A 15,906-nucleotide genomic window follows, 5' to 3' on the forward strand; every position below is an offset into this window, starting at 1 on the left:
ATCCGTGCCGATTCACGCACCGCTGTTGTAAGTTCACGCGGTGCCCACTCCCGCCCACCTCGACCCCCGCCTCCTGCGCGCCTTCGTCACCGTCGCCGAGGAACTGCACTTCACCCGCGCCGCGGCCCGTCTGTACGTCGCCCAGCAGGCGCTCAGCAGGGACGTACGGCGCCTCGAACGGGAGCTGCGCGCCGAACTGTTCGTCCGCACCACCCGGCAGGTGGCACTGACCGCCGACGGCGAGCGCCTGCTGCCGCACGCCCGCCGCGTCCTGGCCGCCCACGAGGACCTGCTCGCCGCCTTCGGACAGGCCCGCGCCCTCCTGGTCGACCTCAACTCCCCGGACCTGGACACCGGCCGCAGCGTGCTGCACCGGGCACGTGAACTCGCGCCGGACCACGAGCTGATGGCCCGCTACGAGAGTGGCCTCACGGGAGCCGCGGCCGAACTGCTCGCCGGGCGCCTGGACGCGTCGTTCGGCAGGTTCGCGGGCCTCGACCCGGCGCTGCGGGCCCGGCTGGACCACCGGCTCGTACGGTACGAGCCGATGGCGGTCATCCTTCCCGAGACGCACCGGCTGGCCCCGCTGGAGGCGGTACCGCTGCACGCGCTGGCGGGCGAGACGGTGTACGCCGGTGCGGGGAACCCGCGCACGCCGGAGTGGACCGACCTCGCGCACCGGCTCTTCGCCGGACGCCGCATCGAGGTCGCGCCGCCGGCCCCGCTGGCCGTGGGCGTGGAGGAGTTCCACCGGCTCATGACCAGGACCGGGCATCCGGTCCTCGCGGTGACCGACTTCTCGGCCCTGCCGGGGACGGTGGTGCGGCCGCTCGTCGACCCCGTCCCGCTGTCGCCCGTGTCGCTCGTGTGGCGCAGAGGTCTGACACACCCCGCGTTCGACGCGGTTCGACGCGCGGCGGCGCAACTGGCGGCCGAGCGAGGCTGGTTGAGACGACCCGAAAGCGCATGGGTTCCAGCCATCGATGAAACGATCAGTAAATCGGACAGTTCCGTTCACCATTGAAACTCTGCAACTCCGACGCCCGGACCGGCGCTACGGTCGTGACAGCCGAGCACAGTGAGACGTGGGGGGCGCTCGGACCGGTGGGGGCCGGGTCCGGTGGCGGGGGCTCGGAGTCGTCTGCGCACCCGGAAACATTCCCGTGGAGGGAACGCAGGTGCGCGTGAAGAAATGGCCGGACGACGCCCGGACGGAATGGCCCGATCCCGAACCAGGGGACCGCGGTCTGCCGGCGACAGGGGCGCAAGCCCAGAGCTTCCCGGAGACCGGGACGACGGACGTCCTGGCGGACGGGGCCGTGCCCGACGCCGTTCCCACCGGGGTACTGCCCGCCGCGCGGACCCCCGGCTCCGCCGGGCCGGCCGGCCACGACCCGCACGAGCTGACGGTCCGGCTCGACACCGACCGGATCGCGGAGCTACGCCTGCCGGGCGCGAAGGCGGTGGGCGACGCCGGCCGGACACGCCCGGCCGAGCGCGGGCGGCCGCCGCACGCCGGTCGCCGGGACGCCCCCGACGGACCGGTGTTCGTCGACGCGTCGGGCCGCCGCGGCCGCACCTTCCGCCGCCTCGGGATGTTCGTCGGCATCGCCTGCGCGGCCTACGCCGTCGTCATCGCCGCCACCCTCCTGTCCGGCAGTTCGGACGCGCCCTGGCTGCCGGTGCCGGGCCAGAAGGAGAACGATCCGGCCGGCCAGGTCGACATCTCCCCGGTGCCCGCCGACCCCGCCCGGCCCTCCGCCCGCGTCGGCGCCGCGCCCGGCACCAGGGCGACGCCGCCCGCCGTCCCGGCACCGGGCGGCAGCGCGCCCGTACCCGGCGCCACCCGCGGCACCGCCAAGCAGCCGGACACCTCCGCCGACCCGCGCCCCACGCCGACGGCCCCCTCCGGCCCGGCCACCGGGGGCTCCTCCCCGGACCCCGAGCCCTCGGCCCCGACCCCCTCGGTCACCCCGCCGCCCCCGACCGGCCCCGCCGTCGGTTCCGGCAGCCCGTCGCCGTCCCTGTCCTCGGGCCCCGGTACGGGCACGGGCTCCGGCACCGGCACGCACATCTGATGGCCCGCCGCACACGTGTCCGGGGTGCCGGAACCGGACGTGGGTCCGCAGCCGGACCCGCGGCCGGACGTGGGCCCGAAGCGGGGCGCGCACCCGGAGCCGGACCCGCCACCGGACGAAGCCCCGGGACCGCACCGCCGACCCAGGACCGCACCCACACCCACACCCACACCCACACCCGTCCCCGGCGCCGCCGCCTCCCCCTGCGCCTGCTGCTCCCCCTCCTCGTCCTCCTCGTCCTGGTCGCGATGCTGATGCTGCGCGGCTACGTGCACAGCGAGATCCTCGCCGACCACCGCATCCGCCCCGAGGCCTCCACCGGCGAGGTGCCGGAGAAGATCCTGACCGGCGGTCCGGTCATCGACACCCGCGACGGCCGCACCACCAGCCTGCGCGTCCCCGACCGCCGCCTGGTCCTCACCTTCGACGACGGCCCCGACCCCACCTGGACCCCGAAGGTCCTGGACGTGTTGCGCAAGCACCACGCGCACGCGGTCTTCTTCGTCACCGGCACCATGACCTCCCGTCACCCCGAGCTGGTCAGGCGGATGGTGGCCGAGGGCCACGAGGTGGGCCTGCACACCTTCAGCCACCCCGACCTCTCCTACCAGTCCAAGAAGCGCATCGACTGGGAGCTGTCCCAGAACCAGTTGGCCATCACGGGCGCGGCCGGCATCCGCACCTCCCTGTTCCGTCCCCCGTACTCGTCCTTCGCCGACGCCATGGACGACAGGTCCTGGCCGGTGACCCGGTACATCGGCACCCGCGGCTACATCACGGTCGTCAACGACACCGACAGCGAGGACTGGCGCAAGCCCGGTGTCGCCGAGATCATCCGCCGGGCCACCCCACGCCACGGCAAGGGCGCGATCGTCCTCATGCACGACTCGGGCGGCGACCGGCACCAGACGGTCCAGGCGCTCGACAGGTTCCTGCCCCTGATGCAGCAACAGGGCTACACCTTCGACAACCTCACCGAGGCCCTGGACGCCCCCAGCGCCCACACCCCGGTGACCGGCCCCGGCCTGTGGAAGGGCAGGGCATGGATCTTCCTGGTCCAGGCCTCGGACGACGTCACCGACGTCATGGTGGCCGGTCTCGCGCTGATCGGCTCCCTGGTCATCGGCCGCTTCGCCCTCATGCTCCTGCTCTCCGGTGTCCACGCCCGCCGGGTCCGCCGTCCCGGCTTCCGCTGGGGGGAGCCGGTCACCGAACCCGCGTCGGTGCTGGTCCCGGCGTACAACGAGGCCAAGTGCATCGAGAACACCGTCCGCTCCCTGGCCGCGAGCGAACACCCCGTCGAGATCATCGTCGTCGACGACGGCTCGACGGACGGCACGGCCGGGATCGTCGAGGCGATGGGCCTGCCCGGCGTCCGGGTGGTGCGCCAGGTCAACGCGGGCAAGCCCGCCGCGCTCAACCGGGGCCTGGCGAACGCCCGTCACGACCTGATCGTGATGATGGACGGCGACACCGTCTTCGAACCCTCCACGGTCGGGGAGCTCGTCCAGCCCTTCGCCGACCGGAAGGTGGGCGCGGTGGCCGGCAACGCCAAGGTCGGCAACCGGGATTCGCTCATCGGCGCCTGGCAGCACATCGAGTACGTGATGGGCTTCAACCTCGACCGCCGGATGTACGACATCCTGCGCTGCATGCCGACGATCCCCGGCGCCGTCGGGGCGTTCCGCCGGTCCGCCCTGGAACGGGTCGGCGGCATGAGCGACGACACGCTCGCCGAGGACACCGACATCACGATGGCCCTCCACCGGGACGGCTGGCGGGTGGTGTACGCGGAGAAGGCCCGCGCCTGGACCGAGGCCCCGGAGTCCGTCCAGCAGCTCTGGTCCCAGCGCTACCGCTGGTCGTACGGCACCATGCAGGCCATCTGGAAGCACCGCAGGGCGCTGCTGGACCGCGGCCCGTCGGGCCGGTTCGGCCGGGTGGGCCTCCCGCTGGTCTCCCTGTTCATGGTGCTCGCCCCCCTCCTGGCCCCGCTGATCGACGTCTTCCTCCTCTACGGGATCGTCTTCGGCCCGACCCGGAGGACCATCGCGGCCTGGCTGGGCGTCCTGACGGTCCAGGCCGTGTGCGCCGCGTACGCGTTCCGCCTCGACCGCGAACGCATGACCCACCTGATCTCGCTGCCGCTGCAGCAGATCCTCTACCGCCAACTCATGTACGTCGTCCTGCTGCAGTCCTGGATCACGGCACTCACCGGGGGCCGGCTGCGCTGGCAGAAGCTGCGGCGCACCGGAGTCGTCGAGGCGCCGGGCGGCGGCCGGGTGCCGGGCCCGCGAACGCCCGACAGCAGTGAACGGAGGCCGGTGTCATGACCGGTACGGAAGCCGTGGCCCCCTCGTCCGTGGCCCGGAAGCCACCGGCCGGCCGGGACCGCTACCTGGACCTGCTCCGCTCGATCGCCCTGGTCCGCGTCGTGGTCTACCACCTCTTCGGCTGGGCGTGGCTCACGGTCCTGTTCCCCTCCATGGGCGTGATGTTCGCACTGGCCGGCTCCCTGATGGCCCGCTCCCTGAACCGCCCGGCGGCGAAGGTGATCCGGGACCGGGTGCGCAGGCTGCTCCCGCCGCTGTGGGCGTTCAGCACGGTGGCGCTGGCGCTGATGTTCATGGGCGGCTGGCACCCGGTGCAGGACCCGGACAACGGCGGCACCTGGGGACTGGTGAGACTGCTGGACTACGTGATCCCGGTCGGCGCCCCTCCCTACCCCTGGCACCTGGGCTCCGAGTCCGGCCTCCTGGAGGACAGTTGGGCGGTGCAGGCGGTGGGGCCGCTGTGGTACCTGCGCGCGTACCTGTGGTTCGTGGTGGCGTCCCCGCTGCTGCTGTGGGCACTGCGCAGGGCGCCGTGGCCGACCCTGCTGGCCCCGCTGGGCCTGACGGCGCTCGTGGGTACGGGCCTGGTCACCATCCCCGGGGAGACGGGCAACGCCGTCACGGACTTCGCGGTGTACGGGGGCTGCTGGGTCCTCGGCCTCGCCCACCACGAGGGTTTGCTGCACCGCGTCCCCCGCTACCTGGCCGTCTCCGCCTCGGCTCTGCTGATGTCCTTCGCCCTGTGGTGGGCCTCGGGGCATCTCGGGCCGGACGGCTGGGACCTGAACGACATCCCTCTGGCCCAGGCGACCTGGTCCTTCGGTTTCGTCGTGATCCTCCTCCAGTACTCCCCGTCATGGCGGGAACTCCCGGCCCGGCTGCGCCGCTGGGACAAGCTGGTCACCCTGTCCAACAACCGCGCCGTCACCATCTACCTGTGGCACAACATGCTGATCATGGCCACGGTCCCGATCATCGACCGGGCCTACGACCTCCCCTTCATGCAGGACGACCGCGCGGTGGCCGCACTGGACGCCTCCTACATGCTCTGGATGTTCCTCCTGGTCTGGCCCCTGATCGCCCTCACGATCCTCGCCCTGGGCTGGATCGAGGACCTCGCGGCCCGACGGAGCCCCAGGCTGTGGCCGAACGGGGCACAGCGCGCGGGCGCGCGCCGCAAGCCCTGATCCGCGGCGCCGGACTCCGCCGCCGCGCGACCTCTCACCCCGCCTCCGGGCGGGGTGAGAGCAACGTTCCCTTGCGGTCACCCATGGCCACAGGCAGGAAACGAGCCCTCCCTACCTTCGGGACTCATACCGCTCAGCACCGCGAACCGCCAGAGCCCCGGAGCACCGTGGAGGCGTCATGACAGCCCCTAGTACAGCCCCCGCCCCCAGCAGGGGAGGCCGCTGGATCGAGAACTGGGATCCGGAGGACGAGACCTTCTGGAACGAGACCGGGGAGAAGATCGCCCGCCGGAACCTCCTCTTCTCCGTTCTCTCCGAGCACATCGGGTTCTCGGTCTGGACCCTGTGGTCCGTCCTCGTGCTGTTCATGGGCCCCGCATACGGGCTGACACCCGCGGACAAGTTCCTGCTGACCTCCATGGTGACGCTGGTCGGCGCCGTCGTCCGGGTGCCCTACACCTTCGCCGTGGCCGTCTTCGGCGGGCGGAACTGGACGATCATCTCGGCGAGCCTGCTGCTCGTCCCGACGATCGCCGCGTTCACCGTGATGAAGCCGGGGACGTCGTTCGACACGTTCCTCCTCGTCGGTCTGCTCGCGGGCATCGGCGGCGGCAACTTCGCCTCGTCCATGACCAACATCAACGCCTACTTCCCGCTCCGTAAGAAAGGGTGGGCGCTCGGGCTGAACGCCGGCGGCGGCAACATCGGCGTGCCGGTCATCCAGCTGGTCGCCCTGGCGATCATCGGCGCGAGCGGCGGGCCGCGCGTGCTGCTCGGGATCTACATCCCGCTGATCGTCGTCGCCGCCGTCCTCGCCGCCCTGTTCATGGACAACCTCGCGTCCGTGAAGAACGACACGGGGGCCGCGAAGGACGCCGCCAGGGACGCGCACACCTGGATCATGTCGGTCCTCTACATCGGCACCTTCGGGTCGTTCATCGGCTACAGCTTCGCCTTCGGCCAGGTGCTCACCAACCAGTTCGGGCGGACCCCGCTGCAGGCCGCGTACCTCACCTTCATCGGCCCGCTGCTCGGTTCGCTGATCCGGCCCGTCGGCGGCTGGCTGGCCGACCGGTACGGCGGGGCGAAGATCACGCTGTGGAACTACGTGGGCATGGCCGCCGCGACCGCCGTGCTCGTCGTCGCCAGCATGCAGAAGTCGCTGCCGCTGTTCGTGGCCGTGTTCGTGGTGCTGTTCGTGCTCAGCGGGCTCGGCAACGGGTCGACGTTCAAGATGATCCCCGGCATCTTCCAGGCGAAGGCGTTGGCCAAGGGACTCGAGGGCGAGGCGGCGGCGGCCCACGGGCGGCGGCTGTCCGGGGCCTCCATGGGGCTCATCGGCGCGGTCGGCGCACTCGGCGGTGTGGGCATCAACCTGGCGTTCCGGCAGTCCTTCCTCTCCTACGGTTCCGGCACCGGCGCGTTCGTCGCCTTCCTCGCCTACTACGGTGTCTGCTTCGCGGTGACCTGGGCCGTATACCTTCGCCGTCCCGTCGGCCAGGGCAGGGCGGCGACCGCCGCCGAGACGAAGCCGCAGCTCAGTTACGCCGAGGTGTGACGTAACACCGGCGACATCCGCCCGAACCGAGCCTGTCACGCGCTGTTGACAGGCTCGTTCGGCATGCAGGCCAGCTAGGAGAGCCATGTACGACGAAACGCAGCGACCGGACCCCGGCCCGCACGGGCCGCTCTCCGGGTTCACCGTGGGCGTGACGGCCGCGCGCCGGGCCGAGGAGCTCGGGGCGCTGCTCCAGCGGCGCGGTGCCGTCGTGCTGCACGCGCCGGCCCTGCGCATCGTGCCGCTCGCCGACGACGGCGAACTGCTCGCCGCCACCAAGGAGCTCATCGACCAGGTGCCGGACGTGGTGGTCGCCACCACCGCGATCGGCTTCCGGGGCTGGATCGAGGCCGCCGACGGCTGGGGGCTGGGCGAGCAGCTGCTGGGGCGGCTGCGCGGGGTGGAACTGCTGGCGCGCGGGCCCAAGGTCAAGGGTGCGATACGGGCCGCCGGGCTGACCGAGAAGTGGTCGCCGTCGAGCGAGTCGATGGCCGAGGTGCTGGACCGGCTGCTGGAGGAGGGTGTCGAGGGACGCCGGATCGCCGTACAGCTGCACGGTGAGCCGCTGCCCGGGTTCGTGGAGGCGCTGCGGGAGGGCGGAGCGGAGGTGGTGCCGGTGCCGGTGTACCGGTGGATGCCGCCGGAGGACAGCGGTCCCCTCGACCGGCTGCTGGACGCGGCTGTCTCGCGCGGCCTGGACGCGCTGACCTTCACCAGCGCGCCGGCCGCCGCCTCACTGCTGTCCCGGGCCGAGGAGCGCGGACTGCTGTCGGAACTGCTCGCCGCCCTCAGCCACGACGTGCTGCCCGCGTGCGTCGGCCCGGTCACCGCGGTGCCCCTCCAGGCACGCGGCATCGACACGGTCCAGCCGGACCGTTTCCGTCTCGGGCCCCTCGTCCAGCTGCTCTGCCAGGAACTCCCGGGCCGGGCGCGCGTGTTGCCGATCGCCGGGCACCGGGTGGAGATCCGCGGGCACGCGGTGCTGGTGGACGGCGAGCTGAAGCCCGTACCGCCGGCCGGGATGTCCCTGCTGCGGGCGCTGTCCCGGCGGCCGGGCTGGGTGGTGGCGCGGGCGGACCTGCTGCGGGCACTGCCGGGAGCCGGGCGGGACGAGCACGCGGTGGAGACGGCGATGGCCCGGCTGCGTACGGCGCTCGGGGCGCCGAAGCTGATCCAGACGGTGGTGAAACGGGGTTACCGACTCGCCCTGGACCCGGCGGCCGACGCGAAGTACGCCGACTCCTGACGGGCACTGACACGGCTCAGGGGTTCCGGCCCCGCGTGCGGGCGGGCACTGTGGGAGGGGGAACGGTTCCCCAGCCCAAGGCGGTGGCGCATGGCACTGGGTACGGCCACGGACGGGTACGAGCTGCGGTTCGACGCGGGGCGGATCTGCCTGGATCTTCTCTCCACCTCCCACCCCGGTGAACGGCTGGACTCCGTCGAGCCGTTGCGCGCCTGGGTCACCGGCTCGGGGCTCGTCCCGCCCGGCACCCCGCTGGCGCACGCCGACGGCTCCTGGCTCACGGGCTTCAGGGAACTGCGGGACTGCGTCGGCGTGTTGGTCCGGGCCGTGGTGAAGGCGCAGGCGCCAGGGCCCGGCCACGGGACCCGGCCGCACGACTTCGCACTCGCCCGCCTGAACGAGCTCGCCCGGCCCGCGCCCCCGGCCCCGCGCGCGGTCCCCGGCGAGGACGGCCGGTTCGTACGGGAGTTGGACCGCCCGCCGCACTGCGCGGCGCTGCTCGCGGCCGTCGCCCGGGACGCCGTGGAGCTGCTGACCGACCCGGTGGTCCGGGCGGCCGTGCGGGAGTGCGAGGGGGACAATTGCACGATCATGTATCTGGACACCTCCCGCGGTCACCGTCGGCGCTGGTGTTCGAGCGAGATCTGCGGGAACCGGGAACGGGTGGCGCGGCACCGCCGACGGACGGCTCTCACTCGGGCCTGAGTGTCCGTTAGGAGTCGTCTGCGCGGTAAGTACCGGTCTGGCGTCGAAGTGATTTCGATAACACCGCGTTTGCCTCGATCGCCGCACGGGCAACTTCGCCCCCCTTGGCGATGTGTCGGAAATGTAAAGATCACGCGGTGGGAATGTGCGCCCATGTCCAGCTCGTCACACCGCCTCCGAGAAATTTGTCACCCGGGTTTGAACACGCCGCGGAACGCATCCGTACGTCTGGGGGAGCGACCGACTGGGGGAACCCCCGGACACCGGAGGTGGGCGTGCGCAAGGATGCGGCCGTGGCCAATGAACGTGGATCGAGGGCCCGACATCGCATGTCCCAGCCCTCGGAGCCTGATGAGGAGCTGATGCGTGCCCTGTACAGGGAGCACGCCGGACCCCTGCTTGCGTATGTCCTGCGCCTGGTTGCCGGAGACCGGCAGCGTGCCGAGGACGTCGTGCAGGAGACGCTCATCCGTGCCTGGAAGAACGCCGGTCAGCTCAATCGGGCGACCGGATCGGTACGCCCCTGGCTGGTGACGGTCGCACGCCGCATCGTCATCGACGGCCACCGCAGCCGGCAGGCCCGGCCGCAGGAGGTCGATCCGTCGCCGCTGGAGGTCATCCCCGCGGAGGACGAGATCGACAAGGCGCTGTGGCTGATGACGCTGTCGGACGCGCTCGACGACCTGACCCCTGCCCATAGAGAGGTCCTCGTCGAGACGTACTTCAAGGGGCGTACCGTCAACGAGGCGGCCGAGACGCTGGGCATACCCAGCGGCACGGTCCGCTCTCGGGTGTTCTACGCCCTGCGGTCGATGAAGCTCGCACTGGAAGAGCGGGGGGTGACGGCGTGATGAGTGTCTACGGTGGATTCGGAGCGGGTGGTCCGGGTATGTCTGGACCCATGACCCCCAGGCAGGGACCTCCGGTGCCCAACGAGCACGAGACCGTGGGCGCCTACGCCCTCGGCATCCTCGACGACGCCGAAGCGACCGCTTTCGAAGCGCACCTCGCCTCCTGCGAGTGGTGCGCCCAGCAGCTCGACGAGCTCGCCGGGATGGAGCCGATGCTGGCCGCGCTCGCGGACATGCAGGGCCCCGGGACACCCGCGATCGGCGAGTCCCTGTCCGCCAAGCCCGCACCGCGGCTGATGGACAAGCTCGTCGACGAGGTCGCGGTGACCCACGCCAAGAAGCGCCGCCGCAACTTCTTCGCGCTGGCGGCCGCCGTCGCGCTGATCATCACCGGCCCGGTGGCCGTGATGGCGGTGAACGGGGGCAACGACTCCGGCGGCCAGACCGCCACACCGCTCGCCGCCACCGCCAAGGACACCTTCAACGGCATGTCCGACAAGGTCACGGCGACCGACGCGAGCACCAAGGTCACCGCGACCGTGGCGATGGCGCAGAAGGCCTGGGGCACCGCCGGCGCGGTGAAGATCAGCAACGTCAAGGGCCCCCTGAAGTGCTCCCTCATCGCCGTCGGCAAGAACGGTGAACGCGAGACGATGACCTCCTGGTCCGTCCCGAACGAGGGCTACGGCATCCCGAACGCCAAGACGGAGATGGCGAAGGAACCGCTCTACGCCCAGGGCGGCGCCGCCTTCAAGCCGAACGAGATCGACCACTTCGAGATCATGACCTTCGACGGCAAGAAGCTGGTGTCGGTCAACGCCTGACGGCACAGGCGTACAGGGCCTGGTGCGCACATCCGCGACATGATCGCGGCTGTACGTGCCGGGCCTGCGTGTTTTGCGGGGAGATCGGCCGGGCGGGCCCCTCGCCTCGGGGGCTCCCCTTCGCGTACGGTTGACGGCTGCCCAGCACGTCAGAAGGGGGCCCGGTGGCCGCTCAGGCTCAGCAGGAAACCGCGGTCGGCTCGGTTCACGACCTGGCGCAGGACTCCCTGCGCGACCGAGAGATCAGCGTGGAACAGGAACACCTGGACCGGGTGTACCGGCGCCTCGAGGAGAAGATCCACGAGGCCGAGTTCCTCATGCACGACGCGGCCAAACGCGGCCAGGTCGGCACCCCCGGCGCGCTCGCCGAGCGGGACGCGCAGGTCTTCAGGGCGGGTATCCACCTGAACCGGCTGAACAACGAGTTCGAGGACTTTTTGTTCGGCCGGATCGACCTGCTCCTCGGCAAGGACGGCAAGAAGGGACCCGACGGCGCCTACACCGCGGTCGAGCCCGCGGAAGGGGTCGTACGCGAGGACGGCACGGCCGACATCGCCGAGACCCTGCACATCGGCCGCATCGGCGTCCTCGACCAGGACTACACCCCCCTCGTCATCGACTGGCGGGCGCCCGCCGCGGCCCCGTTCTACCGCTCCACCCCCGTCGACCCCGGACGGGTCGTCCGCAGACGCGTCATCCGCTCCAAGGGGCGCAGGGTCCTCGGCGTCGAGGACGACCTGATGCGCCCCGAACTGAAGGCCTACCTGCACGGCGACGAACTGCCGGCGATCGGCGACGGCGCCCTGATGGCCGCCCTCGGCCAGGCCCGCACGCACACCATGCGGGACATCGTCGCATCCATCCAGGCCGAGCAGGACCTGGTGATCCGCGCCCCCGCCGCGTCCGTGACCTACGTCGAGGGCGGACCGGGCACCGGCAAGACGGCCGTCGCCCTGCACCGGGCCGCCTACCTCCTCTACCAGGATCGGCGCCGGTACGCGGGCGGCATCCTGATCGTCTCCCCGACCCCGCTGCTGGTGGCGTACACCGAGGGCGTGCTGCCCTCCCTCGGCGAGGAGGGACAGGTCGCCATCCGCGCGATCGGCTCGCTGGTCGAGGGTGCCGAGGCCACGCTGTACGACTCCCCGTCCGTGGCTCGCGCCAAGGGGTCGTACCGGATGCTGAAGGTGCTGCGGAAGGCGGCGCGCGGGGCGCTGGAGCTGGGGCCGGGCGGCGGGGCCGCGCCTTCCGCCGGTGCCGGCCGGGCCGGTGCCGGTCAGCTCGCCTTCGGCGACGACGACACCGACGTACCGGCGCAGACGCACACCGGCCCGCCCACCCGGCTCCGTGTCGTCGCCTTCGGGCGGCGCCTGGAGCTGGAGGCCGACGCGCTGGAGCACGTCCGCCGCACCGCCCTGAGCGGAACCGCGCCCGTCAACCTGCTGCGCCCCCGCGCCCGCAAGCTGCTGCTCGACGCCCTGTGGGACCGGTCCGGAGCGGCCGGCCGGCACACCGACCCGGAGCTGGCCGCCGAGCTGCGGTCGTCGTTCGACGAGGACGTGAGCTCGGAGGACAGCTTCCTGGCGTTCCTCGACGCGTGGTGGCCCGAGCTGACCCCGAAGGCCGTCCTCGCCGCCATGGCGGACGAGCGCCGGCTCGGCCGCTGGGCCCGCCGGATCCTCAATCCCGGCGAGGTCCGCAAGGTCGCCCGCTCCCTCAAGCGGGACGGCCGCTCCGTGCACGACATCGCGATGCTCGACGAGCTCCAGGCGATCCTCGGCGCCCCCGCCCGCCCGAAGAAGAAGCGCGAGGCCGACCCGCTGGACCAGCTCACCGGCCTGGAGGAGCTGATGCCGGTCCGTGAGGAGTCGCAGCGCGAGCGGGCCGAGCGGCTGGCGCAGGAGCGCACCGAGTACGCGCACGTCATCGTCGACGAGGCGCAGGACCTCACGCCGATGCAGTGGCGCATGGTCGGCCGCCGGGGCAGGCACGCCACCTGGACGGTCGTCGGCGACCCCGCCCAGTCCTCCTGGTCCGACCCGGACGAGGCGGCCGAGGCCCGCGACGAGGCCCTGGGCACCCGGCCGCGCCGCCGCTTCCAGCTCACCGTGAACTACCGCAACCCGGCGGAGATCGCCGAGCTCGCCGCGAAGGTGCTCGCGCTCGCCATGCCCGGCTCCGAGGCACCTTCGGCCGTACGGTCCACCGGGATCGAGCCCCGCTTCAGTGTCGTGCGGGACACACTGGAGCAGACCGTGCGCGCCGAGGCCCAGCGGCTGCTCGACCAGGTCGACGGCACGGTCGGCGTGGTCGTCGCCATGCACCGGCGCGCGGAGGCCGCCCGCTGGCTCGCCGGGCTCGGCGACCGGGCGGTGGCACTGGGCAGCCTGGAGGCCAAGGGGCTGGAGTACGACGCCACGGTGGTCGTCTCACCCGCGGAGATCGCCGACGAGTCGCCGGCCGGGCTGCGGGTGCTGTACGTCGCCCTGACCCGGGCCACCCAGCAGCTCACGGTCGTCTCCGGGGAGCGGGACCAGCCGGACCCGGCCGGAGTGCCCGACCTGCTCAGGGACTGAGCGGCGCTGGTGTCCGGGTGGTGCCGGCGTCCAGGTTTCCTGTGAACCGCCCGCAGGGGAATGGCCTTACGGGATCCGTTTGTTAGCCTGGGTGTGGCACCGGCCCGATCCAAGCCCCCGGGCCCAACCTTAGTCGCTGCGAGCGACCACTTGCCGCGAGGCGAGCATGGCGGGTCGGTGTCACTGAACCTCCCAGAGGCCCACGTCACATGTGACGTGGGCCTCTTTCGTTGAGAACAAAACGTTCTCAATGCAGCCCGGCTAACGCCTACTCGGCGGTAGGTGCGACGATCGGACGGCATTACCCGCGACACCGGTGAAAGCAGAGGAAGTCGGCCATGGCAACGGCGCCCAGCGTCTCCTACTCGATGACCATCCGGCTGGAGGTGCCCGCGAGCGGAACCGCGGTCTCCCAGCTCACCACCGCCGTGGAGTCCTCCGGAGGCTCGGTCACCGGCCTCGACGTCACCGCGTCCGGGCACGAGAAGCTCCGTATCGACGTCACCATCGCGGCCACGTCGACCGCGCACGCCGACGAGATCGTCGAGCAGCTCCGCGGCATCGAGGGCGTCACGCTGGGCAAGGTCTCCGACCGTACCTTCCTCATGCACCTCGGCGGCAAGATCGAGATGGCGTCGAAGCACCCCATCCGCAACCGTGACGACCTCTCCATGGTCTACACGCCGGGTGTGGCCCGCGTCTGCATGGCGATCGCCGAGAACCCCGAGGACGCCCGTCGCCTCACCATCAAGCGCAACTCCGTTGCGGTCGTGACGGACGGCTCGGCCGTGCTGGGCCTCGGCAACATCGGCCCGAAGGCCGCGCTGCCGGTCATGGAGGGCAAGGCGGCGCTCTTCAAGCGCTTCGCCGGGATCGACGCCTGGCCGATCTGCCTCGACACCCAGGACTCCGACGCGATCGTCGAGATCGTCAAGGCGATCGCCCCCGGGTTCGCCGGCATCAACCTCGAGGACATCTCCGCGCCCCGCTGCTTCGAGATCGAGGCACGGCTGCGCGAGGCCCTCGACATCCCCGTCTTCCACGACGACCAGCACGGCACGGCGATCGTGGTCCTCGCCGCCCTGACGAACGCACTTCGCTGCACGGGCAAGGCGATTGAGAACATCCGCGTCGTGATGTCCGGCGCCGGCGCGGCCGGTACGGCCATCCTCAAGCTGCTGATCGCCGCGGGCGTGAAGAACGCCGTCGTGGCCGACATCGCCGGTGTCGTGCACGCCGACCGCGAGGACCTGGTGGACGCCCCGGCCGGCTCGGCGCTGCGCTGGATCGCGGACAACACCAACCCCGAGAACCTCACCGGCACGCTGAAGGAGGCCGTGCGCGGCGCCGACGTCTTCATCGGCGTCTCCGCCCCGAACGTCCTCGACGGCGACGACGTCGCGGCCATGGCCGACGGCGCGATCGTGTTCGCGCTCGCGAACCCGGACCCCGAGGTGGACCCGGCAATCGCCCGGCAGACCGCGGCGGTTGTGGCCACCGGCCGCTCCGACTTCCCCAACCAGATCAACAACGTGCTGGTCTTCCCGGGCGTCTTCCGCGGTCTGCTGGACGCGCAGTCCCGCACGGTGAACACCGAGATGATGCTCGCCGCCGCGCAGGCGCTGGCCGACGTGGTGACCGAGGACGAGCTGAACCCGAACTACATCATCCCCAGCGTCTTCAACGACAAGGTCGCGGGCGCGGTCGCCGGTGCGGTGCGGGAGGCCGCCAAGGCGGTGGGTGCGGCGTCGTAGAGCGGGTATGCGCCGTCGTGAGGGGTGCGCATGGCCTGTGAGCATCCCCACGGCGGGGCGTCGTACCGGCGCGTCGTGGAACCCGGTACCCAGGGCAGGCGTCTAGGGTGTCGGCCACGTTCCGGCGCTCTTTTCGTGTGACTCCCTAGGGTGTTCTCACGACTCCTACGGGTGCCGGATTGGCTTTCCCGCCGCAGGTAGGGGCAGGATGCGTCTCTGGGCGCGAGGGTCTGACGACGGACCCGGGTCCGGGGACTCACCGAGGACCCTGGCAGCATCGGCATGGCCGTGCCCGACATGCGGCTCAGCCGCGTGGCACGCCTCAACGGCAAGAAGAACACGGGAGTAAGAAAATGAACCGCAGTGAGCTGGTGGCCGCGCTGGCCGACCGTGCCGAGGTGACTCGCAAGGACGCCGACGCCGTGCTGGCCGCGTTCGCCGAGACCGTCGGCGAGGTCGTCGCCAAGGGCGACGAGAAGGTCACCATCCCTGGCTTCCTGACCTTCGAGCGCACCCACCGTGCCGCTCGTACCGCTCGTAACCCGCAGACCGGTGAGCCCATCAACATCCCGGCCGGTTACAGCGTGAAGGTCTCCGCGGGCAGCAAGCTCAAGGAAGCGGCCAAGGGCCAGTGATCTTGCCGTCCGTATGCCACGGGACGGTGTACGGCCTGTAGAACCCCGATGGGGCGGCCCCGGACCTCCGGGCGCCGCCCCGTCGTGATTGCGACCATGAACAGCACACAGGCCGCCGGCCCCGGAGCAGGGGCCGGCGGCCTGTGCGGGTTCAGCCGA

At 71.6% G+C, this 15,906-nt stretch carries 12 protein-coding genes; all 12 read left to right on the plus strand.

Annotated elements, in window-relative coordinates; all coding sequences use genetic code 11:
* The first annotated feature begins 40 nt into the window (after positions 1 to 40).
* The 12 genes from ACFY0F_RS35335 to ACFY0F_RS35390 all read left to right on the plus strand — a co-directional run bounded on the left by ACFY0F_RS35335 (position 41) and on the right by ACFY0F_RS35390 (position 15,747).
* A complete protein-coding gene (locus ACFY0F_RS35335; RefSeq protein WP_388803901.1) occupies positions 41 to 1,024 on the plus strand; it encodes a LysR family transcriptional regulator in 984 nt (327 codons plus the stop codon).
* Between the two features lie 154 nt (positions 1,025 to 1,178).
* The gene (locus tag ACFY0F_RS35340; RefSeq protein WP_388803904.1) at positions 1,179 to 2,078 is read left to right on the plus strand and encodes a hypothetical protein; all 900 of its coding nucleotides are present in this window, start codon (positions 1,179 to 1,181) and stop codon (positions 2,076 to 2,078) included.
* 248 nt (positions 2,079 to 2,326) lie between these two features.
* A complete protein-coding gene (locus tag ACFY0F_RS35345; protein ID WP_388804033.1) occupies positions 2,327 to 4,411 on the plus strand; it encodes a glycosyltransferase in 2,085 nt (694 codons plus the stop codon).
* On the plus strand, positions 4,408 to 5,598 hold the full coding sequence (locus ACFY0F_RS35350) for an acyltransferase (RefSeq protein WP_388803907.1): 1,191 nt from the start codon (positions 4,408 to 4,410) through the stop codon (positions 5,596 to 5,598). Before ACFY0F_RS35345 ends, ACFY0F_RS35350 begins: the two co-directional genes overlap by 4 nt.
* Before the next feature lie 178 nt (positions 5,599 to 5,776).
* Positions 5,777 to 7,156, plus strand: a complete 1,380-nt coding sequence (locus ACFY0F_RS35355) for a nitrate/nitrite transporter (protein ID WP_388803910.1) — start codon at positions 5,777 to 5,779, stop codon at positions 7,154 to 7,156.
* 85 nt (positions 7,157 to 7,241) lie between these two features.
* Entirely contained in the window at positions 7,242 to 8,402 is a 1,161-nt protein-coding gene (locus ACFY0F_RS35360) for a uroporphyrinogen-III synthase (protein WP_388803913.1), read from the plus strand.
* A 90-nt stretch (positions 8,403 to 8,492) separates the two neighbouring features.
* Complete coding sequence (locus tag ACFY0F_RS35365) at positions 8,493 to 9,107, plus strand: CGNR zinc finger domain-containing protein (protein ID WP_388803916.1); 615 nt, start codon at positions 8,493 to 8,495, stop codon at positions 9,105 to 9,107.
* A gap of 329 nt (positions 9,108 to 9,436) precedes the next feature.
* The gene (locus ACFY0F_RS35370) at positions 9,437 to 9,958 is read left to right on the plus strand and encodes a sigma-70 family RNA polymerase sigma factor (protein ID WP_010039908.1); all 522 of its coding nucleotides are present in this window, start codon (positions 9,437 to 9,439) and stop codon (positions 9,956 to 9,958) included.
* 50 nt (positions 9,959 to 10,008) lie between these two features.
* On the plus strand, positions 10,009 to 10,782 hold the full coding sequence (locus ACFY0F_RS35375; RefSeq protein WP_388803919.1) for an anti-sigma factor family protein: 774 nt from the start codon (positions 10,009 to 10,011) through the stop codon (positions 10,780 to 10,782).
* A 164-nt stretch (positions 10,783 to 10,946) separates the two neighbouring features.
* Complete coding sequence (locus ACFY0F_RS35380; RefSeq protein ID WP_388803922.1) at positions 10,947 to 13,358, plus strand: HelD family protein; 2,412 nt, start codon at positions 10,947 to 10,949, stop codon at positions 13,356 to 13,358.
* 338 nt (positions 13,359 to 13,696) lie between these two features.
* Positions 13,697 to 15,112, plus strand: coding sequence for an NAD-dependent malic enzyme (locus ACFY0F_RS35385; RefSeq protein WP_388803925.1), 1,416 nt, complete (start codon positions 13,697 to 13,699; stop codon positions 15,110 to 15,112).
* Positions 15,113 to 15,465: 353 nt separating this feature from the next.
* Positions 15,466 to 15,747, plus strand: a complete 282-nt coding sequence (locus ACFY0F_RS35390; RefSeq protein WP_067273695.1) for an HU family DNA-binding protein — start codon at positions 15,466 to 15,468, stop codon at positions 15,745 to 15,747.
* The last annotated feature ends 159 nt before the right edge of the window (positions 15,748 to 15,906 follow it).

This window comes from Streptomyces sp. NPDC001544 (assembly GCF_042894285.1).
In the GTDB taxonomy this organism is placed as follows: Bacteria; Actinomycetota; Actinomycetes; order Streptomycetales; family Streptomycetaceae; genus Streptomyces.